This window comes from Streptomyces rishiriensis, from assembly GCF_003112535.1.
Lineage (GTDB): Bacteria > Actinomycetota > Actinomycetes > Streptomycetales > Streptomycetaceae > Streptomyces > Streptomyces rishiriensis.
The window spans coordinates 159,778-181,402 of the sequence record NZ_BEWA01000005.1 but is presented as its reverse complement, the minus strand read 5'-3'; the positions used below and the strand labels follow the sequence as shown (position 1 = coordinate 181,402).

At 72.4% G+C, this 21,625-nt stretch carries 17 protein-coding genes; 5 read left to right on the top strand and 12 right to left on the bottom strand.

The annotated features are described in order from the left end of the window. Positions 1 to 39: 39 nt before the first annotated feature. Entirely contained in the window at positions 40 to 429 is a 390-nt protein-coding gene (locus tag Sri02f_RS09205) for a cold-shock protein (protein ID WP_069772334.1), read from the bottom strand. A 161-nt stretch (positions 430 to 590) separates the two neighbouring features. Continuing rightward, the gene (locus Sri02f_RS09200; RefSeq protein ID WP_109000993.1) at positions 591 to 977 is read right to left on the bottom strand and encodes a DUF5997 family protein; all 387 of its coding nucleotides are present in this window, start codon (positions 975 to 977) and stop codon (positions 591 to 593) included. Between the two features lie 58 nt (positions 978 to 1,035). Between Sri02f_RS09200 and Sri02f_RS09195 the strand changes: the two genes are divergently transcribed. Beyond that, positions 1,036 to 1,833: a LysR family substrate-binding domain-containing protein gene (locus Sri02f_RS09195; RefSeq protein ID WP_109000602.1), complete on the top strand. Its 798-nt coding sequence runs from the start codon at positions 1,036 to 1,038 to the stop codon at positions 1,831 to 1,833. A gap of 38 nt (positions 1,834 to 1,871) precedes the next feature. On the opposite strand, the gene Sri02f_RS09190 is transcribed toward Sri02f_RS09195, so the two are convergent. Together Sri02f_RS09190 and Sri02f_RS09185 are read right to left on the bottom strand one after the other, a co-directional pair. Beyond that, positions 1,872 to 4,658, bottom strand: coding sequence for a beta-L-arabinofuranosidase domain-containing protein (locus Sri02f_RS09190; RefSeq protein ID WP_109000601.1), 2,787 nt, complete (start codon positions 4,656 to 4,658; stop codon positions 1,872 to 1,874). Between the two features lie 209 nt (positions 4,659 to 4,867). Continuing rightward, positions 4,868 to 5,344 carry an Lrp/AsnC family transcriptional regulator gene (locus Sri02f_RS09185; RefSeq protein ID WP_109000600.1) on the bottom strand — a complete coding sequence of 159 codons (477 nt, stop codon included), beginning with the start codon at positions 5,342 to 5,344 and terminating at the stop codon, positions 4,868 to 4,870. Positions 5,345 to 5,777: 433 nt separating this feature from the next. Between Sri02f_RS09185 and Sri02f_RS09180 the strand changes: the two genes are divergently transcribed. Together Sri02f_RS09180 and Sri02f_RS09175 are read left to right on the top strand one after the other, a co-directional pair. Then, positions 5,778 to 7,289: an FUSC family protein gene (locus tag Sri02f_RS09180; protein ID WP_109000599.1), complete on the top strand. Its 1,512-nt coding sequence runs from the start codon at positions 5,778 to 5,780 to the stop codon at positions 7,287 to 7,289. Between the two features lie 117 nt (positions 7,290 to 7,406). Beyond that, positions 7,407 to 8,447 carry a lactonase family protein gene (locus Sri02f_RS09175; RefSeq protein ID WP_109000598.1) on the top strand — a complete coding sequence of 347 codons (1,041 nt, stop codon included), beginning with the start codon at positions 7,407 to 7,409 and terminating at the stop codon, positions 8,445 to 8,447. Positions 8,448 to 8,599: 152 nt separating this feature from the next. Here the strand turns inward: Sri02f_RS09175 and Sri02f_RS09170 are convergent, their stop codons facing one another. Further along, positions 8,600 to 9,523, bottom strand: coding sequence for a sirohydrochlorin chelatase (locus Sri02f_RS09170; RefSeq protein WP_109000597.1), 924 nt, complete (start codon positions 9,521 to 9,523; stop codon positions 8,600 to 8,602). Between the two features lie 188 nt (positions 9,524 to 9,711). Beyond that, entirely contained in the window at positions 9,712 to 10,713 is a 1,002-nt protein-coding gene (locus tag Sri02f_RS09165; RefSeq protein ID WP_109000596.1) for an N-acetylglucosamine kinase, read from the bottom strand. A gap of 98 nt (positions 10,714 to 10,811) precedes the next feature. Here Sri02f_RS09165 and Sri02f_RS41115 point away from each other — a divergent pair, with 98 nt between their 5' ends. Both Sri02f_RS41115 and Sri02f_RS09160 read left to right on the top strand, forming a co-directional pair. Further along, positions 10,812 to 10,967: a hypothetical protein gene (locus tag Sri02f_RS41115; RefSeq protein ID WP_159106685.1), complete on the top strand. Its 156-nt coding sequence runs from the start codon at positions 10,812 to 10,814 to the stop codon at positions 10,965 to 10,967. A 76-nt stretch (positions 10,968 to 11,043) separates the two neighbouring features. Then, positions 11,044 to 11,721 carry a uracil-DNA glycosylase gene (locus Sri02f_RS09160; RefSeq protein WP_109000595.1) on the top strand — a complete coding sequence of 226 codons (678 nt, stop codon included), beginning with the start codon at positions 11,044 to 11,046 and terminating at the stop codon, positions 11,719 to 11,721. 172 nt (positions 11,722 to 11,893) lie between these two features. Here the strand turns inward: Sri02f_RS09160 and Sri02f_RS09155 are convergent, their stop codons facing one another. The 6 genes from Sri02f_RS09155 to Sri02f_RS09130 form a co-directional block, all read right to left on the bottom strand. Next, a complete protein-coding gene (locus Sri02f_RS09155) occupies positions 11,894 to 15,088 on the bottom strand; it encodes an RICIN domain-containing protein (RefSeq protein WP_109000594.1) in 3,195 nt (1,064 codons plus the stop codon). A gap of 84 nt (positions 15,089 to 15,172) precedes the next feature. Then, a complete protein-coding gene (locus Sri02f_RS09150; protein ID WP_109000593.1) occupies positions 15,173 to 16,933 on the bottom strand; it encodes an amylo-alpha-1,6-glucosidase in 1,761 nt (586 codons plus the stop codon). Positions 16,934 to 17,082: 149 nt separating this feature from the next. Further along, positions 17,083 to 17,925, bottom strand: a complete 843-nt coding sequence (locus tag Sri02f_RS09145) for a carbohydrate ABC transporter permease (protein ID WP_109000592.1) — start codon at positions 17,923 to 17,925, stop codon at positions 17,083 to 17,085. Next, positions 17,922 to 19,007 (bottom strand): carbohydrate ABC transporter permease, encoded by a 1,086-nt coding sequence (locus Sri02f_RS09140; RefSeq protein ID WP_245970568.1) that lies wholly within the window; start codon positions 19,005 to 19,007, stop codon positions 17,922 to 17,924. The genes Sri02f_RS09145 and Sri02f_RS09140 overlap by 4 nt, the downstream gene beginning before the upstream one ends. After that, entirely contained in the window at positions 18,926 to 20,170 is a 1,245-nt protein-coding gene (locus Sri02f_RS09135; protein ID WP_109000591.1) for a sugar ABC transporter substrate-binding protein, read from the bottom strand. The genes Sri02f_RS09140 and Sri02f_RS09135 overlap by 82 nt, the downstream gene beginning before the upstream one ends. A gap of 230 nt (positions 20,171 to 20,400) precedes the next feature. Next, a complete protein-coding gene (locus Sri02f_RS09130; RefSeq protein WP_109000590.1) occupies positions 20,401 to 21,420 on the bottom strand; it encodes a LacI family DNA-binding transcriptional regulator in 1,020 nt (339 codons plus the stop codon). Positions 21,421 to 21,625 lie beyond the last annotated feature (205 nt).

Below are 21,625 nucleotides of genomic sequence, written 5' to 3'. Positions count from 1 at the left end.
CGGTTCGGACGGTTCCGGTCACACGGGAGGCGGGGCGGATCAGCCTTCGACCCAGCCGTGGTTCTTCGCGAACTGCGCGAGCCCGGCGCGCACCTGGAGGATCTGCTCGCCGGTGAGCGAGGGCGCCGCGGTCAGCAGCGCCTCGGTGACGTCCCGGGTGAACTCGTCCGTGCTGAGCACGTCGCACAGGACGTCGTCGTCGGCGGTGAGGGGCTTGCCGTCCTCGCCCCGCGCGAGCCGCACCCCGGACGCCTTCGGACCGCGTTCGCCGTCCTCGATCTCGAACTCCACCACGATGCCCCGGCGGACCTGGGACTCGGGCATGAGCATGTCGTTCACGTGCAGGAAGACGTCCTCCCCGCCGTCGTCGGGCGCGATGAACCCGTAACCGCGCTGACTGTCGAAGCGCACCACACGACCAGCAACCATCCCAACCCCCAGCAACCTCGAAACACCCACGTCGGTGAACCTGCCCAGATCGTAGTCACAGCGAGGGCCCCCGGGCGAGCCCGGAAACGTTCACCGAGCCCGGCACGGCGGGGCGGGCGGCTCCACGGCAGGTCCGGCAGAGCCTCGCGCCGGCCGTCCGGTCAGTCCTGCGCGCGCTCCGCGTTGCGCTTCTTGATCCGCACCGTCTCCTTGCGGACCTCGGCCTGCGTGGCGCGCTCCTTCGCCAGCCATTCCGGCTCGGCGTCCTTGATCGCCTCGATCTCCTCGGTGGTGAGCGCCTCGGTCACCCCGCCGCGGGCCAGGCCCGCGATGGAGACGCCCAGCTTCGCCGCGACCACCGGGCGGGGGTGCGGTCCGCTCTCGCGCAGCGTGACCAGCCACTCGGGCGGGTTCGCCTGGAGCTCGTTCAGCTCGGCGCGCGTGACGACGCCCTCCTGGAACTCGGCGGGCGTGGCGGGGAGGTGCACACCCAGCTTCTTCGCCGCGGTGGCGGGCTTCATCGTCTGGGTGTTCGCTTGCGACTTCATGCAGTCCAGGGTATCGGCCGCGGCGGGGAGCCCCGACCACAGCCGGTAACCTGGCGGGATGACCGACTCCGCGGACACCCCCTCGTTCCGGCTCGCGTACGTCCCCGGAGTGACGCCCGCCAAATGGGCGCGGATCTGGGCGGAGCGCCTGCCCGACACCCGCCTCGTCCTCCTGCAGACGTCTCCCGCCGAGGCCGCCGGCCTCCTGCGCGAGGGCGCCGCCGACGCCGCCTTCGTGCGCCTGCCCGTCGACCGCACGGTGTTCAGCGCCATCCCCCTGTACACCGAGACGACGGTCGTCGTGGTCCCCAAGGACCATGTGATCACCGCGGCCGAGGAGATCACCCTGGACGACCTCGCCGACGAGGTGGTCCTGCACCCCCTCGACGACGTCATCGGCTGGGAGCAGCCGCCGGGCGAGCCCGCCTTCGAGCGCCCCGCGACCACCGAGGACGCGATCGATCTGGTCGCGGCCGGCATCGGCGTCCTGGTCGTTCCGCAGTCCCTGGCCCGTCTGCACCACCGCCGCGACCTGACCTACCGCACACTCGTCGACGCCCCGCAGTCGGAGGTCGCCCTCTCCTGGCCGCAGGACGTGACCACCGACCTGGTCGAGGACTTCATCGGCATCGTCCGGGGCCGCACGGTCAACAGCACGCGGGGCCGCGCCCAGCAGACCCCCGCCGCGGAGCAGAAGAAGGACGAGCGCCGTAAGCCGCAGCAGAGCGGCGCCCCGCGCCGCGGCACGGCCGCCGGGACCCGCGGCCGCGGCGGCGGGACGAAGAGCGGCGGCGGGACGAAGAGCGGCGGGAGCCGGCGCGGCGCCGGGGGCGGCAAGCCCCGCCGCCGCTCGTAGCGCCGCGTCGACCTGTCCGTGGGCCTGTCGTGCGGGCGTCAGCGCACGTAGGTCGCTCGGCGCGCGGTGTCCACCGCCCGCTCCCCGTCCGCCGCGTCCAGCAGCCCGTCGGCCACCCACGCGTCCACCGTCCCGCGCACCCGTGCCACCAGCGCCGGCTTCCCGCTGAACGGAGCCGCCGCCCACACCTCGTCGAGCAGGGTGACGCCGTCCGCCTTCGCCGGGTTGGCCACGCCGGAGTCGAGGTTCCCGAAGACGATCCGGGGCTCGACCCGGCGCACGTAGGCGTGCGTCGGATCCTCGGAGCCCTCGAAGAAGGGGGCGAACCCGGTGCCGTCGAGCGTGAAGTGCAGCGGCTCGCCGCTCACCGGCGCGAGGGACGGCAGCAGGTCTCCGGAGAGGGCCGCGTTGCGGTAGAGGCCGAACTCCAGGTATGCGGTGGCCGAGTCGCGGGCGACGAGGTGGAACGGCCCGTAGAACAGGGTCTGCAGGGACGGATCGTCGAGCGCCTTCTCCACCCGCAGCCGGAACGGCGTCGCCACCCGGACCACGTCCCCGTCGCGCCAGGTCCGCACCACCGTGAGGTAGCTGCCGGGCGTGGGCGTTCCCTCGACCCTCCGCCCGTTGACGGTGACCCGGAAGCCCGACGTCGCCCAGGCCGGCACGCGCAGCCGCAGCGCGAAGGCCGCGGTGCGTCCGCGGACGGTGAGCGTGCTGCCCTGCTCGCGTGCGAAGTCCGTGCGCTGTGCGACGGTGACGCCCTTCTCCGCCCAGGTCAGCGTCGAGGGGCTGTAGAGGTTGACGTACAGCGCGCTGCCGTCGGCCGCCTTGAAGTACACCGAGTCCTGGTACTTGGTGGCGCTCTCCATCCCGGTGCCCTCGCAGCAGGTCGTGCCCTGCTTGGGCGTGTAGTCGCGCACATGGCCCGGTTCGAGCCCGATGAAGTACGTGACCAGCGGTTTCTCCGAGTCCGCGGTGTCCTTCTTGGAGCCGAGCACCTGGTTGTACAGAGCGCGCTCGTAGTAGTCCATGTAGGCCGGGTCCTGCTCGTGGAAGAACAGCGTCCGGCTCAGTTTCAGCATGTTGTACGCACAGCAGGTCTCGGCCGTGCTCGCGCCGATGGTCCCCGCGACGACGTCCCGTGCCTTCCAGAACTCCCCGGTGCTGGTGCCGCCGATGCCGTACATGCGGTGCGGTACGACCATGCCCCAGAAGTTCTTCGCGGCGGTGAGGTAGCGCTCCTCGCCCGTCGCGTCGTACAGCCGCACGAGCCCGGTGAAGATCGGGATGTGCTGGTTGGCGTGCAGCCCGTCGAGGACGTCGGTGTTCGCGGCGCACGCGTCGATGAGCCGGTCGAGGTCGAACAGCCGGGCCAGCGCGAGGTGTTCGGGCTTGGCGGAGATCGCGTGCAGATCGCAGACCGCCTCGACGATGCCGCCGAACTCGCCGCTGGAGAAGAGGCCCCACATGCGCTGGAGCGTCGCCTCGGGCAGCTTGGACAGCCGGGAGTGCATCCAGTCGCCCATCCCGGACGCCAGGTCCAGCGCCCGGTCGTCGCCGGTGGCGAGGTGGGCGTCCAGCAGCCCCCTGAGGATCTTGTGGGCGGTGTAGTAGGGCGCCCACACCTTGGTGTAGTCGCTGCCGGTCATCGACTCCAGCCGGATGAACTGGGTCTCGGGGTAGGCCGCGAGGAACCCGGGATGGCTGGGGGCTCCCCAGGCGCGCCGCAGGGCGGCCGTCAGGGCGCGGCCCGAGGCGTCGGCGAACGTGCTTCCCGAGGTCTCGTCGAAGCCGTAGGAGACCAGGTCACCGGTGGTCCGGCGGTCCTGCAACGCCGCTATCTCGTCGGCGGTCAGCGCGCGCGACCAGGCGTCGAAGCCGCCGAAGGCCCCCGCGAAGACCGGGTCGGAGGCGTAGTGCGACCGGCCCAGCCAGTGGTCGGCGAGGGGGCCGAGGGCGGCCGGGGTGAGCGACATGGCGGTGTTGCGTGCCACGGCCGTGCCGTCGACGTACAGGGTCCCGACGCCGCCCGCGAGGGTCACCGCCAGATGACTCCACCGGCCGAGGGGCAGAGCTGCCGTGCCGTCGAGTCCCTGCTCCCCGCCCGCCCCGCTGCCGGTGATGGCGAACCGGGGCGCCCCGTTCGCGTTGCGGGCGGCCAGGTACAGGTAGCGGGTCGTGTCGTCGCCGAAGTCGAGGATCCGGGTCCAGGCGGCGTCGTGCGTGGGCTTCACCCAGGCGGCGAGGGTGACCTCGGCGGCCCCGCCGAGGACGCCGGACGGCAGGTCGACGTACCGGTAGGAGCCGCGGACGTTCTCCGCGGCCGCGCCGAACGGGCCGTCGGTGCTCAGGACCGCGGGGTCGTGGCGCAGGGCCTCGCGGACCTCTGTCAGGGCGTCGATCGCGGTACGGATCCGGGCCGCGAACACCTGGTCGCCGGTGCTCGCGTACGCCTGGGCGAGCATGGTCAGGAAGTGGCCGGTGTAGTGGCCGCGCAGGTTGCCGTTGGCCTCCCCGTCCAGGCCCTCCCAGCCGCCGGGGGCGACCGCGCCGAGGGTGGACAGACCGGCGTTGGCGCGGAACACCTGCAGCAGCCGGTTCACGTCGTAGCCGCGGGCGTGGTCCAGCATCAGCTGTCGCTTGGCGGCGAAGACGCCGGGCCCGAGGGCGACGGCTTCGAGGGGGAAGGGCTGAAGGGACCATGCCTGAGGGGGAGGGAGGGCGCTCGCCGAGGCGCCGCCGGCCGTCGTCGCGCAGAGCGCGGGGGCGGCCGTCGCGAGCAGCGCGCTCCGCAGCAGGGTGCGTCGGGTGAGGGGCGGTGCCATGTGCTTGCTCCTCCGGTCCACGGTGATCCGGCTCGTCCGGTCCACGGGTGATCGAGCGCGCCGGCGGACGCCATCCCGCCGCCGTCCCGGCCGTGTTCGGTATCACGAACGCCGTGCGGATGGTCGACCGGACCGGTCGACCAGACGTTAGAGGGGGGACGCAGAGGCGTCAACGGTGGTGACGCGAGCGAAAGTTGCGGAGGGGACCGCTACTTCGCAACCGCCCGCCCGATCGACTCCACCAGGGGCAGCAGCCGGTGCGGCACGCGCTCGCGCAGCGCCACCTCGGTGCGGGTGCGCACCACGCCGGGCAGACCGATGAGCTTCTGGATCACGTCCTCCAGATGCTCGTTGTCGCGCGCCACGACCCGGGTGACGAGGTCGCCGCCGCCGGTGATGGAGAACGCCTCGACGATCTCCGGCACGGAGGCCAGCGCGTCGCCGACGTCGTCGAGGTGGCCCTGGGTGACCTCGATGTGCACGAACGCGAGCACCGGGTGGCCCAGTGCGGCGGGGGAGAGCGACGGTCCCGTGCCGGTGATCACGCCGTCGCGCTCCAGCCGGTCGAGGCGGGCCTGCAGGGTGCCGCGCGCGATGCCGAGGAGCCGGGCGTACTCGCGCACGCTGGTGCGCGGCTGCTCCAGCAACAGGCGCAGGATGCGGGTGTCCAGCTCGTCCACCGCCATGTCGTCGCCCGTCCCCTCGCTCGCTCGCGCGTGATCAGCGCGACAGTACCAACGCACCGGCGGAGCGCGAGCGGGCCGACGGGTGGAGACGGTTAGGCGGTGGAGCGGTGGAGCGGTCGAGGGAGGCGAGGGGGTCGGGCGGGGTGGTCCGGTGGGCGGGTCCGGGTCGATCGGGGCGCAGGGCGAGAGGGCCGAGATCCGGTGGGCCGTTGGCCGTCCCCCGGCCGGGCCTGAACGGTCCTGACCGGGCCAATGGCACAGCTCCGGCGGCCTCGGTTGAACCACTCGCCCATCAGATGCTGAGATGGGCGGGTCGATGGCGCTGCGGACTCCGCGGCGCCTTTCTCATGTCGTTCCGCGGGCCGTGTCGCAGAACGTGTCGCAGGACGCGTGGACGCGATGGTGCATCAGGGTGGGGAAAGGGCGGGGCAGCTTGCTGAAGAGGGCGTTCGTGGCACCGGATCCGGGGCTGGTACGGCTGAGGTTCGCCACCCGGGCCGTGCTCGGCATCGGGCTGGCCGTCGCGCTGTGCGGAGCGGCCGGACACAGTCTGACGGCGGCCGTCACCGGTGGGCTGGCCGCGCTGCTCGCGCTGTTCACGGTGACCGACGCGACGGTGCGCGGGCAGGCCGTGACGACCGCGCTGCTGCCCGTCGTCGGGCTGCCGGTGCTCACGCTCGCGGCCTTCCTGCACGACGTCCCCGTCGCCCGCGACCTCGCCTTCCTCGCCGTGGTCGGCGCGGGAGGCTACGCACGCCGGTGGGGTCCGCGCGGTCACTCGCTCGGCGTGTTCGCCTTCATGACCTTCTTCGCCGCGCAGTTCCTGCACACCGTCCCCGCCCGGCTGCCGGAGCTCTACGCGGCCGTGGCGCTCTCGTTGGCGGCGTCGTCGGCGGTGCGGTTCGGGGCGTGGTGCTACGAGCGGCGCATGCCGGCCCCGGCGGCCCTCGCCCCGCCGGCCGGCGGCACCGGGCTCGCGCGCGTCACGACCCGGCAGGCCGTGCAGGCCACCGTGGGCGCGGGGATCGCCCTCGTCGTCGGACAGGCGCTCTCCGACCAGCGCTGGTACTGGGCCGTGGGCGCGACCTGGTGGGTGTTCGTGAACACGGCCTCACGCGGTGAGACGCTGGTCCGCGGGTTCCGGCGGTTCCTGGGAACCGTCCTCGGGATCGCCCTGGGACTCGTGGTGGCCGTGCCCCTGCACGGTGAGCCGGCGGCGTCCGCCGTGGTCGTCGCGGTCGCCGTCTTCGGGATCTTCTACACGGCCGCCGTCTCCTACACCTGGATGATGCTCGCCGTGACCGTCATGGCCAGCGCCCTGTACGGCCTGCTCGGCCTGCTGGACCCCGCCCTGCTCGCCCTGCGGGCGGCGGAGACGGCCGTGGGGGCCCTGGGCGCCGTGCTGGCCGTGCTGCTGGTGCTCCCGGTCACCACGCACTCCGTGACGGACGCCTGGGTGGAGCGCGCGCTGCGCTGCGTGCACGTGTGCACCGCCGAGGCCGCGGCGCGGCTCGCCGGCTCCCCGACGGCGGACCCGGCACTGCGCGTGGCCGAGCTGGAGCAGATCCTCGCCCGGGTCCGGCTGTCGCTGGCTCCGCTCGTGCATCCCCTCAGCCCCCTGCGGGCGCGCAAGGGGCGGGCGCGGCACGTGCTCGCCCTGCTCGACGACTGCGCCCGCGAGGTGCGGGGGCTGGCCGCGGTCGCCGCGGATCCGGAGGCCTCGCACGACGCCCGGCTCGTCGCCGCCTGCTGGCGGGTGGAGAGCGCGGTCGAGGCGCTCACCACCCCCTCGGCCGAGGGTGGAAGCAGTCCCGCACGGGCCGCCGCCGCACCGCACGGCGCGCCCGCCGAGCCGGTCCTGGCTCATCTGCACGCCCTGGAACAGGCGCTCCTCGAACTCGCCGGGCCCCTTCGCGGCTCGGGCCGCGTCTCCGTCGGGGCCTGAGCGTCCCGGCTCCGGGGCAGGCGAGCGCGCCTGGTCTAGACCGCTGGTGATCGACTGCTACCGTCACCCCGAGCAGCAGCGTCAGCAGCGGCAGCGGCGACCCGGGAGGGGACAGCGGTGGCAGACCTCGGCGGAAGGCGACGGCGCGCGTTCATCGGCTCGTTCACGGCGGCTGGAGGGCCCGGCATCGTGGCCGCCGCCGTCGATCCGGCCAGTGGGGCGCTGACCGTCCTGAGCAGGGTGAACGGCGTCCCGGACCCGTCCTATCTGGCCCTGTCCGCCACCGGTGAGACGCTGTACGCGGTCAGCGAGACCGCGGACGGCGCGGTGGCCGCCTACCGGGTGAGCGGCGACGTGCCGGAGCCCGCGGGCCCGCCGGTGCCGGTCAACGGCAGCGGTCCCACCCACCTCAGCGTGTTCGACGGCCACGTCCTCACCGCCAACTACGGCTCCGGCAGCGTCACCGCCGTCCCGGTCCGCGCCGACGGCTCCCTCGCCCGCGTCGCCTCCGGCGTCCTGCGGCACACCGGGTCCGGCCCCCACACGCGGCGCCAGCAGGGGCCGCACGCCCACCAGGTGCAGCCCGACCCGAGCGGTCGCTGGGCGGTCAGCGTGGACCTCGGGACGGACTCGGTGCGGGTGTGCGCCCTGCGCGACGGCAGCCCCGTCCTGCACCGCGAGCACGCGCTGCGCCCCGGCTCCGGACCGCGCCACCTGGCCTTCCACCCCGAGGGCCGGTACGCCTACGTCGTCAACGAACTCACCCCGACCGTGACCGTGTGCCGCTGGGACGCCGCGGACGGCTCCCTGAAGCCGCTGGCCGAGGCCGCGGTACTGCCCGGCGCGCCCGCCGGGGACGCCTACCCCTCCGGCCTCGTCGTCTCGCCCGACGGCCGGTTCGTCTGGACGGCGACCCGCGGCGAGGACGTCCTCTCGGTGTTCGCCGTGGAGGGCGGCGGGGAGGCGCTGCGGCTGGTCGGAACGGTGCCCTGCGCCGGGCACTGGCCCCGGGCCGTCGCCGAGTCCGGCGGCTTCCTCTACGTCGCGAACGAGCGCTCGGGCGACGTCACCTGGTTCAGCCCGGACCCGTCGACCGGTCTGCCCCGCCGCGGCGGTTCGATCGTCGTCCCCGCGGCGGCCTGCGTCGTCCTCGGCTGAGCTCCGGCTCGGCTGAACTCCGGGCGCTGACGTCCCCGGAACCCCACCGCCGAGCCGCCGCGTGAGGAGCCCACCGCCCGGTCACATACGCGTAGGGCCCGCTCCTCACCCGGAGCGGGCCCTACGCGTCTGATGGCGTCCTAACGGCTGTCTCAACGGACCGGCGCGCCCTGCGACTGCGGCGGCGCGATGCCGAGGGCGGTCGTGTACTTGCCCAGCGCGAGCTTGCCGATGGCCGGGTAGGGGCCGAGCGCCTCGGCGGCGGGGCAGCCGGCTTCCTTGGCCGCTTCCTCGATCAGCGTGGCGTCGATCTCCGGGCCGATCAGGTACGGCGCCAGCGCCAGCTGCTGCGAGCCGGAGGAGCGCAGCTGCTCCGCGACGGAGGCGATGGAACCCTCCTGGTCGAGAGCCGCGGCCATGACCGGAACGGCGAGACGCGCGGCCAGCAGCATGCCGGTGATCCCGGCGGCCTGCACGGCCTCCTCGCCGCCCACGGAGGCCAGGATGATGCCGTCGGCGGCCGTCGCCACGGTGAACAGCCGGGCGCGGTCCGCGCGAGCCAGACCCGCCTCGGACAGCCGCACGTGCAGCGCCTCGGCGAGCAGCGGGTGCGGGCCGAGCACGTCGGTCAGCTCGGCCGCGATGCGGCTCTCCATGACGGCCTGGCGGACCTGGCGCAGCAGCGAGCTGTCGGGACCGGCCAGCAGCGGCACGACCACGGCGACCGGGCCGTCGGGCTCCTTGACGTCCAGACCGGCGGCGCGCGCCTGCTCGAAGCGGGCCGTGCGCTCGTCGGCGGCGTGCACCAGCACCGACTGCAGGGAGGGGAACTGGGCGTCGTCCCCGTCGAGGTAGCCGATGCGCGCGTCGAGGCCGGGGAGCTCGGAGCGGGCGATGCTCACGATCTCCTCGGCGAGGCCGCGCGTGGCCGCGCCGGGCGTGCCCGGTACCGCGAGGACGAGCGCCGGCGCGCCCTCGGGAGCCGCCAGAGGCTCGGGTCGGCGGTGCCGCCCGGGCTGGCGAGGTCGCGGCATTCGTACTGGCAGGCCGGACGCGGGCCCAGTGGGGGAGCTCATGGCGAGGCATGTTACTGGCTTCTTGGGCTCCCCTGTTCGGGGAGGGTGCACGTGAGCGGTATCCGTCCGCTTTTGTCTGATGAGTTACGTACGGATCAGAAGTGATCAGCGTGTTTTCCGGGCGACTTGCCCCCAGAGGGAGTAATCCACCTTATATGCGGTGATGTACGTTCCCTGCGCATGACGCACTACGGGTGGTGCGCCACCGAGAGCAGCGTGTCCTCGTACGGCCAGACGAACGTGTCCGTCGCCAGCGCCACGGCGATGCGCAGCGCGCCGTCCAGCGGGTCGCCCTGGGCGGGCGTCCGCCGGGCGTGCGGCAGCGCTCTCGCCAGCTCCTCCTCCACGGGGACGAGGAGGGGCGCGCCGATCTCGAACAGGCCCCCGGTGAGAGCGATCAGGGGCTCCCCGCCGGGCGGGCACACCGTGGCGGCCGACTCGGCCATGTGCCGGGCAGCCGCACGCAGGACGGCCGCGGCGACCGGGTCGTCCTGGGCGCAGGAGGCCACGCACGGAGCGAAGGAGGCGAGGACGGCCGGGCGGTCGGAGCGCGGATAGAGCAGTCCCGGCAGCCCCGGGAGCGGGCCGAACCGCTCCTTCGCGCGGGCCAGCAGCGCGACCGAGCCGCCGGGACGCCCGTCGTACGCGCGCAGGGCGGCCTCCAGCCCGGCGCGTCCGATCCAGGCGCCGCTCCCGCAGTCGCCCAGCAGATGCCCCCAGCCGTCCGCCCGCTGCCATGCCGTCAGGTCCGTGCCGATCGCGATCAGACCGGTGCCCGCGGCCACCACGGCCCCCGGCCGCGAACCGAGCGCGCCGACGTAGGCGGTGACGGCGTCGGCGACGAGCGCGGTCGTACGGACCCCGAACTCGCGCGCCAGGGCGGCCGGGAGTTCGGCTCGCAGCGCCTCGCCCAGCGTGCTGAGCCCGGCCGCGCCCACGACGGCCGTGGTCGGCGGCGGCGCGCCGGTCTCGGCCGCCAAAGCCCTGGCCAGGGGCGCCAGCCGGGCCAGCAGGTCATCGGGGTCGAGGCCCCGCGCCCCGATGCGCACGGGCCCCGGCGACGAGCGTCGGCCCAAGGCGCCCCGCTCCGCGGTCCCCAGGGCGACCCGCAGCCCGGAACCGCCCGAGTCGACGGCCAGGACGCCGACGCCGACCGCGCCGTGGTCGCCCGGACCGGTGCCGGCGCTCACGGCAGACGCCGGTCCACCGGTCGGCCGCCCTGCCGGGGCGGCGGTTCGTGGGTCCCGTCGAGGTCGGTGGCCGAAGAGGGACGACCATGTGGGCGGCCGTGGGGACGACCGTGGCGGAGTGGCTCGCGCACTGGACGGAACAAGCTCTTCTCCTTCCCGGCGGCCTTGCCTGCGGCCTGCTCGACGGCCTGCTGGACGCCCTGCGGGGCGACCTGCTCGACCGGCCCGGAGCTCTCGACGCGCAGGAAGAGTAGCGTCCGGGAGCCGGCCCCGTGCGGAGGCTTCCCCGCGTATGCAGGGAGTCTGTGCGTGCCAGTAGAGTGACGCGCCGTGGCACCACGACCCTTGCACGAACTTGTCGAAGCAGGCTGGGCGAAGGCCCTTGACCCTGCGGCCGAACGCATCGCGTCCATGGGGGACTTCCTCCGCGCCGAGCTAGCGGCCGGCCGGACCTATCTTCCGTCCGGGGCGAACGTCCTGCGAGCCTTCCAGCAGCCTTTCGACGACGTCCGCGTCCTGATCGTCGGCCAGGATCCCTACCCCACGCCGGGGATGGCGATCGGGTTGAGCTTCGCGGTCTCGCCGGAGGTGCGTTCGCTGCCGGGCAGCCTGGAGAACATCTTCCGCGAGATGCACTCCGACCTCGGGCTGCCCAGGCCGTCGAACGGGGATCTGACGCCGTGGACGCAGCAGGGTGTGCTGCTGCTCAACAGGGCGCTCACCACCGCGCCGCGCAGCCCGGGGGCACACCGGGGCAAGGGCTGGGAGGAGGTCACGGAGCAGGCGATCAGGGCGCTGGCCGGGCGCGGCAAGCCGCTGGTGTCGATCCTGTGGGGGCGTGACGCCCGTAATCTGCGGCCGCTGCTCGGGGATCTGCCCGCGATCGAGTCCGCGCACCCGTCCCCGATGTCGGCGGACCGTGGCTTCTTCGGCTCGCGCCCGTTCAGCAGGGCGAACGACCTGCTGGTCGGGCAGGGGGCCGCGCCGGTGGACTGGCGCCTGCCGTAGCCCACGGACCCGCCGCGGACCCGCCGAGATCCGGCGCGGATCCCGGCGGTGCGGCTGGCCGGCCGGCCGACTGTGCGACGAGCCCCCCCCAGACGCGTAGGGCGTCGGCCCGCCGGATCGTACCGGCGGGCCGACGCCCCGTCGTCTGCCGTTCGCGGTGGTGCGCGTCGGGTCAGTCCTTGCCGCTGAGCCGCCAGATCTGGTTCTTCTTGGTGGTCAGGGCGCTTGCCACGTCGCATGTCCATTGGTGGACGAGGGCGCCGGGGGCGGTGGAGACGGTGCTGACGTCGACGCACTTGCCGCTGTGCGCGGCGACGAGCTGGTAGTCGTGGCTGTTGCCGAGCGCGGTCACCGCCCTGAGCGTGAAGCGCTGGTTGGCGCCGTTGAGGCACGTCCACTGCTGGACGGCGGCGCCGTCGGCCGTCGACAGGGCCGAGACGTCCAGGCACTTGCCGCTGGAGTGGTTGACGACGGTGTAGGCGTCGGTCGTGCCGGTGACGGGGTGGAAGTCGAAGATCTGCTCCTGTCCGCTTGTGCAGGTGTTCTGCTGGTACTGGGTGCCGTTGGCGGTGGACCGGCCGGGATCCACGAGGCAGAGCCCGCTGTGCTGCGCGACGGCCGTGGAGGAGAAGCCGGCAGGGGCGCCGATGTGCAGTGTCGTCGGCGCGAAGGAGACCTGGTCGAGGTGGGGCGCGGAGCTGGACCGCAGGGGCTGGCCGATGTCGCTGCCGCCGCCGGAGTAGACCACGCCGATGGTGGTGCCGTCCCAGTTGTAGAGCTGCGAGGCGGTGAACTTGACGGCGTTGGCGCCCTTGGTGAGGGGGACGGGGACGGTGTAGTCCTGGAACTGGTTCCCGTGCAGGGTGCTGGCGAAGTTGACGCGGGTGGACGCGCCGCCGTTGACGCTGACGTCGGCGTGCTCGGCGTACAGGTCGGGGTTGTAGTGGTTGGAGGGCAGTTCCTCTGCGTTGGCGTAGCGCATGGTCATGGCGTAGGCGCCGGCCGAGGGCGCGTTGACGTTGAGGGTGAGGGAGTTGGCGGTTCCGTTGCCGATGCCGGTGACGACACCGCCGTCGGCCTGGCTGTAGGCGGTGTCGACGGCCGCGGTGCCGGTGAGGGTGCCGTTCTCCGCCTGGTAGGTGACCACGTTGCCGGTGGTGACGGCGGAGGTGGCGCTGAACGGGGTGACGGCCAGGTCGTCCAGGGCGAGGGTGCCGCTGGTGCCGGTCACCTTGACCTTGTTGATGCCACCGTCGAGGTACACCCGGTTGGTGGAGGTGGACCAGGCGCCGGTCGTCGCGCCGGAGAGGGTCTGGTCGTCGACGGCCTTGCCGTTGACGGTGAGGTCGGCCTGGCCGGTGTTGCGGTAGCGGGCGGTCAGGTCCGCGTAGCCGTCCCGTGCGGAGTAGACCCAGAACGTCGCGGACTTGCCGGAGGCGAGGTTCACCGCGCCCGCGCCGGACTGGCCCTGCGAGGTGTAGGCGGCGGCGCCGCTGTCGGAGAGCGTGGCCTGCTCGGCCTCGTAGAGCGTGGTGCCCTGGACGGAGGGGTCCTCGTACTGGAGGTCGATCTTGTCGACGAGGGCGTCGCCGACGGTCTTCGCGCCGTTGTCCCCGGTGGTGGCCAGGGTGATGGTGTGGCTGCCCGCGGTGAGGTGCACGGTGGCGTCGCTGTGTCCCCAGACCACCCACTGGAAGCCCACCGGTAGGTCGATCCCGGTCGAGGCGCCGCCGTCGACCCGCGCGTACACGTTCGTCGGTCCCTTGACGTCGGCGTCCTTGGCGTAGCTGTTGCCGAACACCGACAGGTTGTAGTCGCCGGTGGTGGGGACGGAGACGGGGAAGGAGATCACCGTGGTCGAGCCGGTGCGCAGACCGCCGACGTCCTTGGTGCCGGAGGTGGCGAACTTGTCGATGTGTCCGGTGGTGCCCTCGGTGTTGATGTTGTAGCCGCTGCCGCTGAGCGTGGCGTTCTCTGCCTCGTACGTGCCCGTCCAGGTGGTGTCCGAGGCGGTGGCGCTGCCGGTGCCGCCGGGGGAGACGATCACCTGGTACGCGGACATCGCGTCGAGGGTGATGGGGACGGTGATCGAACCGTCCGAGCCCACGGCGACGTCGGCGTCGGAGAGCCGGGTCGGGGCGGCCGCCGCGCCCAGGTAGCCGCTGTAGCGGTCCTGGAACACGCTGACGTGCACGGTGCCGCCGAAGACCGCGGGGTCGATGTTCTTGACGACGGTGCTGGACGCGCCGCTGGTGCCGCCCCCGGCGAGGATGACGCGGGCCTGCCTCCTGGCCGTGTCCAGGCTCGCCAGGCCCTGGAGGGTGTACGCGGCGTCGGCCCCGGTGCTCGTGACCTTGACGGTGTTGCCGCCCTTCATGGAGCTGTACCAGTTGTACAGCCACCACTGGGCGTTGGGCGTGTTCTGGGCGGCGGCGGAGTCGCCGAGGTTGCCGTTGACGTTCCAGTACGGCAGGTTGCCGTCGACCTTCTCGTCCTCGATGCCCGCGATCCACTGGACCATCTGGCCCGGGTCGGTCAGGTGGTAGCGGTGCGCGTACTCGTTGAGATTGACGGGGATCGGGGAGGTGATTCCCGCGGCGGTCTCCACCGCGCGGTAGGCGTCGACGGTGCTGCGGACGTCGGCCGGGCTGCCCAGGGTGTGCCAGGTCACCACATCCGGCAGGCAGTCGTTGGCCTTGCAGTAGGTGAGGAATCCCCTGAGGGAGGAGTCGCTGTAGCCGGCGCTGTTGGGCCCCGCCAGCCGGGCCTGGGGCCAGATGCCCTTGATGAAGTCGTAGGTCTGGCGCCACTCGGAGTTGAAGGCGGCCAGCGCCGTCGAGTTGGTGCGCATGCCGTTGAACCAGCCGATGTCGGGCTCGTTGTAGGGCACGAAGACGATGTGGCTCGCGTACGGGCCGGCCATCGCCTGCTCGACCTGCTTCTTCATGTTCGCCTGGTACTCCGCGTAGCTCGCGCGCTCGTACGTGGTGCGGTACACGTCCGTCATGTAGATGAAGACGTCGTCGCCGCCGCTGTCGACGAAGGGCTCGGCGATCTCCAGGGCGTCCGAGCCGGGGTGCTGCTGGCCGTCCTGGTACTTGGTGTTGGTGGTCTTCAGCCCCATCCCCTCGATGAGGTTGCCGGTCGGCACGTCCGGGCCGTACAGGCCGTACAGCGCCCCGGAGGCGCCGCCGCGGAAGGCTCCGGTGGCGGCGCCCAGGTCCACGGTGAGGGTGGGGGTGGCAGCAGCGGCCGGCGGCGCCGTCAGGACGGTGACGCCGGCTACGACGGTCAGCGGGAGGAGCGTTCTGGTGATGCCGTGGAGAAGTCGTCTGGTGGCCGAGCGTCTTTGCCCGATTCGTACCATGCTCGTGCGTCCCTTCAGGGATGGGGCTGATGGCTGCTGCGCCGGCCCCCGTGCCGGACGTGTGGGTGGGGCGTCGCTCGCGGTTCAGGCGAGGGTGGCGTCGGACGCGGCGTCCGCACGGCGGTGGTGGTGGTCGCGGGCCAGCATCAGGTAGCTGCTGGCCGTCCAGGTGTAGGCGCGGTCGCGCAGTCCCCGACCGGTCAGCGCGTCGAAGTTCTCGGCGAAGCCGGACGTCTCGCACAGGGCGCGGAAGCGGGCGCTGATCTCGTCCGCCAGGTGGTCGTGACCGGCGCGGCGCAGCCCGTCCTCGATGAGGACGGTGGCGGGAGCCCAGATCGGGCCGCGCCAGTAGCCGTCGGGCTCGTAGTGGGGGGAGCCGGGGTGTTCGGTCGCCAGGCCGAACGCGGTGAGGTGGGCTTCGATCCGTTCGGCCAGCCGGTCACGGACCTCGGGCGGCAGACGATCGCCCAGCACGATCGGCATCAGGTCGAGCAGGCTCGTGCTCCGGGTGGGGGTTCCGCCGTGGGCCGGCCGGCTCAGGAACCGCTCGCCGTCCCACAGTTCGTCCAGCAGGGCGGCCTGGAGGGCGTCGGCCGTCCCGGCGCGGCGCCGGGCGTCGTCCGGGAAGCCCAGCTCGGCGGCCAGCCGGGCCAGTTCGTCGAGCTGGAGGATCAGCACGGCGGCGAGGTCGGCGGTGACGGCCACGCGTGCCGGGTCGAAGGTGGTGGCGTTGTCCCAGCCGCTGTCGTTCCCGTGCTGGTAGTGGGGCAGGACCGAGGCGGGCGCGCGCCGGGCGGTGAGCCAGAAGTCGGTCCAGCGGGTCAACCGGGCGTAGGCCTCGTCCAGTTCGGGCCGGCCGAGGGGCGCGGGGAGCCGGTCGCGCAGGTGACGCAGGGCCCAGCCGTGGATGGGCGGCTTGACGAAGTTGTACAGGACCTCGGAGTGGGTGACGGAGTCGGGCAGCGCACCCGACTCGTCCTGGTGGTCGAAGGGCAGGGAGAACTGGTCCCACGCGACGCCGGGAGACCCGGGGGCCAGCGCGAGGGCGTTGAAGCAGTGGTCCCAGCTCCAGACCTTGTCCATCCAGTGTTTGGACATCAGCACCGCGGGCCGGGTGACCAGGCCCGCCGGGAGCACGGTGGCGGACCACACCACGTACGCGGCGAGTTCGGCTGCCGGAGTGCCGGCCGAGCGCCAGGGGGCGACCGTGTCGACGAACTCGGCGAACGAGCGCCGCGCGGCGTCCGTCACCTCGCCGAAGGCCGCCGACGGGCGGTAGGGCCGTCGCGCGCTGTCGAGTTCCTCGACAGCGACCTCCCACGATCCGCCGGCCCCGGCGGTGACCGTGAGACCGCGTTCACCGGCGCCCAGGGCCTGGGAACCGGCCACTTCGGCGACCGTGCCGGACAGCACGGTGATCCGGTACCGGCGGCCGGTCTCGTAGGAGCTGAACGTGTGCGCGTCGTCCACCGGGTCGCGGTAGAAATAGGTTCCGCTGAAGGGGGTCAGGGCGTTCGCCGCCGCGGTCACGCGCAGGCCCAGCCCGGTGCCGTGCACGCGCACCGTGTCCGGCGACGCGTAGGCGAGGTCGACGCGGCCGTCCGCAGCGGTCCAGCTGAGCAGGGCCGGCGTCGCCCGCACGGCGGTCTCCGCCCGCTCGCCCGTCGCCGCGTCGAGGGGGACGAGGCGCAGGACGGCGTGCATGCCGTTCTGGTGCGAGACGAGGTGGAGGTCCTCGGCGCGCGTCTTCTCCGCCAGCACGGGAGAGATGCCGAACCAGGATCCGTAGGTGCTGAAAGGTATGTCGTGGACGGAGAAGGCCGTGCCAGGCGGGTCGGCGGTCATGGAGAAGGTACTCATTTCTCGGGCGGGATGGTCGACGGCCGGGATGGTCGACGGTCTGCCGGTCTGCCGGTCTGCCGGTCTGCCGGTCGGCGCGCGAGTGCTCGCGCGGCGGCCCGTGGGGAGCTCCGCCGCGTGCGCGCGCTCCGGTGTCAGTCCTTGACGGCTCCGGCGGACACACCGGCGGCGATGTAGCGCTGGGCGAGGACGAGGATGACCGCGGCGGGCAGCGAGGCCACGACGGCGGTGGCCATGATGGCGTTCCACTCCTGGTTGTTGTTGCCGATGTAGTGGTAGATGCCGAGGGTGATCGGCTCGTGGGCGCCGCCGTTGACCAGGGTGCCGGCGAAGACGAAGTCGGACCACGACCACAGGAACGCGAACAGGGACACCGTGACGACGGCGTTGCGGCTCATCGGCAGCACGATCGACCGGAAGGTCCGCCAGGTTCCGGCGCCGTCCATGGTCGCGGCCTGGAGCAGTTCGCCGGGGATGCCGGACATGAACGCGGTGAAGATCAGCACGGCGAAGGGGACGGCGAGGGTGGAGTCGGCGACGATCAGGCCGGGCACGGACTGGAGCAGGCCGAGGCTGAGGTAGATGGCGTATAAGCCCATCGCCATGATGATGCCGGGGATCATCTGGGCGGCCAGCAGGACGAAGCCGAGCACGCCGCCGCCGCGCGGACGGAGCTGGGCCAGGGCGTATCCGGCGGGTGCGGACAGGGCGACGGTCAGCACGACGGTGCCCAGGGCGACGACGAGACTGGTGCCGAGGTAGGGCAACTGCTCGTCGAGGACGGTGCGGTAGCCGGTCAGGGTGCCGTGGAGCGGGAACAGGCCGGGTGGGCTCTTGCGCATGTCCTGGTCGCGGGTGAACGACACGTTGATCATCCAGTAGACGGGGAACAGCATGACCGCCGTCAGCACGACGCCTGCGGCCGTCTTTCCCCGGGTGCCGCGACGCCGGTTCGTGATCAGGGGGGCGGTCGTCATGACAGTGCCTGCTTTCGCTGGACCCTCAGGTACACCAGGCCGAAGGCGAGGGCGGCGACGACGAGCAGGTTGCCGACGGCCGCGCCGGGGCCGAAGGCGGGCAGCAGGTTGCCGAAGCCGAGCTGGTAGGACCAGGTGGCGAAGGTGGTGGAGGAGCCCGCCGGACCGCCCTTGGTCATGATCCAGATGATGTCGAAGACCTTGAGCGTGTAGACCAGGCCCAGCAGCAGGGTGATCGCGGACACCGGGCGCAGGAGCGGGAAGGTGATGCTCCAGAAACGCCGCCAGGCGCCCGCCCCGTCGAGGGCGGCGGCTTCGTACAGGCTGCCGGGGATGGATTGCAGGCCGCTGTGGAGCACGACCAGATTGAACGGGACGCCGATCCAGATGTTGGCGATGATCACCGAGGTCAGCGACCAGTCCGGTGAGGTGAGCCAGTTCACCGGCCCGATCCCCACCGCGTGCAGGACGGAGTTGACGATGCCCGAGTCGCTGTCGAGCATCCACGACCAGGTGGAGGCGGACACGATGAGAGGCAGCAGCCAGGGCACCAGGAACAGGGCGCGCAGGGTGGCGGAGAGGCGGAAGTTCTGGTGGAAGAAGACCGCGAGGGCCAGGCCGACGGCGTACTGGAAGAAGAGGCAGACGGCGGTGAACACCACCGTGTGCACCAGGGCCGGCCCGAACGTCGGGTCGTCGAAGACGGTGCGGTAGTTCTTCAGGCCCGTGAAGGGCGCGTTGCCCTGGACGAAGGAGCGGACGGTGTAGTTGCGCAGGCTCAGATCGACGTTGCGGTAGAGGGGATAGGCGTAGAAGACCAGGAGGTAGAGGACGACCGGGGCGAGGAACGCCCAGGCGGCCCACTGCGGGGAGGTCGGACGGCGCCGTGCTCGCGCGGGGGCCGGGGGCGGGGCGGGGCTGGCCGCCCCGTTCCGGGCAGGCGCGGACCGGCGGTCCGGCCGCTGCTTCGTAGGTTCATCTGCGGACCGCGAATCTCTCGCTACTTGACTGCGGACTGGGCCTTGGCCAGCGCGTCCTTGGGTGACTCGGCCCCGCTGAGGGCGGACTGGACGGCCTTCCACATCTGCTCGGAGATCTTGGGGTACTTGGTGCCGAGGTCGTCGCTGGTGCGTCCCTTGGCGGCCCTGACCGCGTCGATCCAGGGCTTCAGTGCGGGTTTCGCCGCGACCTGCTTGTTCTGGACGTCGGCGGTGGGGGCCACGTAGGACAGTGCGGTGTCGGTGGCGTTGAGGTTCTCGGTGCTGGTCAGGCAGGTCACCAGCTTCTGCGAGGTGGCGTAGCGGCCGGAGTCGCCCTGGACGGGAAGGGTCACGAACTCGCCGCCGGCCGGGGCCGAGGCGTTGCCGCCGGCGGAGGCCGGGATGGGCAGGACGCCGTAGTCGAAGCCGGCCTTGTCGGCGTTGGCGAGCTGCCAGGTGCCGTTCTCGGCGAAGGCGTAGTCGCCGCTCGCGAACTCCTGCCAGCTGGTGGTCTGGGTGTTGTTGATGACCGAGTTCGGGGCGTACCCCTTCTTCACCCAGTCCGTCCACAGCGCCAGCGCCGACTCGCCCTGGGTGGAGTCGAGTTCGGTGAGCTTCGCGCCCGATCCCCAGAACCAGGGCAGGAACTGGAAGCTGCCTTCCTCGGTGCCGATCGCTGAGAAGGTGATGCCCTTCTTGCCGGCGCTCTTGACCCTTTCCAGCGCGGCCGTCAGGGACGTCCAGTCCTTGACGGCCGCGACGTCGACGCCCGCGCCCTTCAGCACGGCCTTGTTGTAGTAGAGGGCGAGGGTGTTGGCGCCGATCGGCGTGCCGTACGTCTTGCCCCCCGACTGCCCGGCCGCGAGCAGGTTGGGATCCACCTTGGAGGTGTCCAGCTTGTTGTCGGCGGTCGTGGTGAGCACTCCGGCCTCGGCCAGCGTGGACACCACCGGGTTGTCGACGATGAGCACGTCCGGCGCGTTGTCCTGCTGCGCCGCCAGCAGCGTCTTGTTCGTCAGGTCGCCGGTGTCGAAGGCGGTCCGCTTGATCTTCACCCCGGCCTTCGTGCCGCAGTCGTCGAGCAGCTTCGCCCAGGCCGAGGTCTTGTCGAACTGGGGGTACGGGTCCCAGACGGTGTAGCTGCCGCCGCCGGCGCCCTTGGTGTCGGCGGCGCCCGAACCGGAGGAGCAGGCGGTGCCGACGACGGCGGTGACGGTCGACAGGGCTATCGCCGCGACGAGACGGCGCCGGGAGGATCTGTGCATTGCGGATTCCTTAGTTCTCGGGTTCCAGGTGCGGGTGTGCCGTGGGCCGTGGAAGGGACCGGGGAGGCGTGCGGGCACGCCGAACGGCGGCGGGTGGGAAACAGAGGGTTCGTTTGCCTGTCCCTCGGGCTCCGCGTCAGGGGCGCGGACGACTGCCGGAGCCCCGATCGTCAGGCGGAGAAGCCGATCGTCAGGCGGAGGAGCTGATCGTGAGGCGAAGGAGCTGAGCGTCAAGCGGAGGACGCGCCGGCGGGTCCGGTGCTGGCGCGCAGGGAGATGGGCGGTGCGAGGAGGTGGTGCCGGGGCGGGGCGTCGGGGTGGTCGAGGCGCTCGACGAGGAGGTCGACGGCCAGTCGGCCCATCTCCTCGGCGGGCACGTCGGCGGCGGTGAGCTGCGGGGTCACCGTCTCCGCCCACCGGCCGGCCACGACTCCGGTGACGGAGAAGTCGCGCGGCACATGGCGGCCCGCGTGCGCGAGGCCCCGGTACAGGCCGCCCAGCGCCGCCTCGTTCAGGGTGACCAGGGCCGTGGTGGCCGGGTCGTCGTGCAGGATCCGCTCCATGCACGCCTGGCCCGAGGGAGCGTCGTCCCCGCAGCTGTACGTCCGCACCGTGAGCCCGCGCTCGGCGGCGGCCTTGGTGAAGCCGTCCAGACCGCGGTGCGCCGACTCGTACCCGGCCCGCAGCAGGCGTTCGGGCCGGTTGACGAAGGCGACTCGGTGGTGGCCGAGATCCGACAGGTGGTGGACGCACGCCGCCGCCAGCGCGGTGTGGTCCAGGCCCACCCACCGGCCGCCGTCCGCACTGGCGGTGCGGCCGATGGCCACGGAGGGAAGATCCAGGGCGGCCAGGTGGTCGACGCGGTCGTCCTGGAGCCTGATCTCCATCAGGATCGCGCCGTCGACCCGCCGCTCGGCCAGCAGCCGCTGGAACGAACGGTCGCTGTCCACGCCGCTCGGGGAGAGCAGCACGTCGTAGTCGTAGGCCGCCGCGGCCTCCACCACGCTGCCGATGAAGTCGAGCTGCATGCCGGTGTAGTGGTTCCCGGCCGGCGGGAAGACCAGCCCGATGGTGCTGGTCCGCCCGTTGGCCAGAGCCCGCGCGCTGGCGTTGGGACGGTAGCCCAGCTCGTCGATCACCTGCTGGATCCTCCGGCGGGTGTCGTCCGAGACGGGCCGCTTGCCGCTCAGGGCGTACGACACGGTGCTCCGCGAGACACCGGCCCGCTTGGCGATCTCACCGATGTTCACGGGTGCTCCTCACGGCGACTGGTCGAACCGGTTCGAGATTCCCGGAGGAGCATGCAGCTACATCTCGTCGAACCGGTTCGCGTGAAGTGAAGTTAGGAGCAACCGAGACGGGTGTCAACGCCTCGCACCGAATTTTTCGTCACGCCCGGGAAACGTCGGGGAGCGGTCGCGCGGGACCTGACCGCCCGGGTTCGCCCCTGTACAC

What these genes read in the sequence shown, in the direction of transcription:
- Sri02f_RS09205 (WP_069772334.1), bottom strand. Translation starts at nt 429, where the DNA reads ATGGTTGCTGGTCGTGTGGTGCGCTTCGACAGTCAGCGCGGTTACGGG.
- Sri02f_RS09200 (WP_109000993.1), bottom strand. Translation starts at nt 977, where the DNA reads ATGAAGTCGCAAGCGAACACCCAGACGATGAAGCCCGCCACCGCGGCG.
- Sri02f_RS09195 (WP_109000602.1), top strand. Translation starts at nt 1,036, where the DNA reads ATGACCGACTCCGCGGACACCCCCTCGTTCCGGCTCGCGTACGTCCCC.
- Sri02f_RS09190 (WP_109000601.1), bottom strand. Translation starts at nt 4,658, where the DNA reads ATGGCACCGCCCCTCACCCGACGCACCCTGCTGCGGAGCGCGCTGCTC.
- Sri02f_RS09185 (WP_109000600.1), bottom strand. Translation starts at nt 5,344, where the DNA reads ATGGCGGTGGACGAGCTGGACACCCGCATCCTGCGCCTGTTGCTGGAG.
- Sri02f_RS09170 (WP_109000597.1), bottom strand. Translation starts at nt 9,523, where the DNA reads ATGAGCTCCCCCACTGGGCCCGCGTCCGGCCTGCCAGTACGAATGCCG.
- Sri02f_RS09155 (WP_109000594.1), bottom strand. Translation starts at nt 15,088, where the DNA reads ATGGTACGAATCGGGCAAAGACGCTCGGCCACCAGACGACTTCTCCAC.
- Sri02f_RS09150 (WP_109000593.1), bottom strand. Translation starts at nt 16,933, where the DNA reads ATGACCGCCGACCCGCCTGGCACGGCCTTCTCCGTCCACGACATACCT.
- Sri02f_RS09145 (WP_109000592.1), bottom strand. Translation starts at nt 17,925, where the DNA reads ATGACGACCGCCCCCCTGATCACGAACCGGCGTCGCGGCACCCGGGGA.
- Sri02f_RS09135 (WP_109000591.1), bottom strand. Translation starts at nt 20,170, where the DNA reads ATGCACAGATCCTCCCGGCGCCGTCTCGTCGCGGCGATAGCCCTGTCG.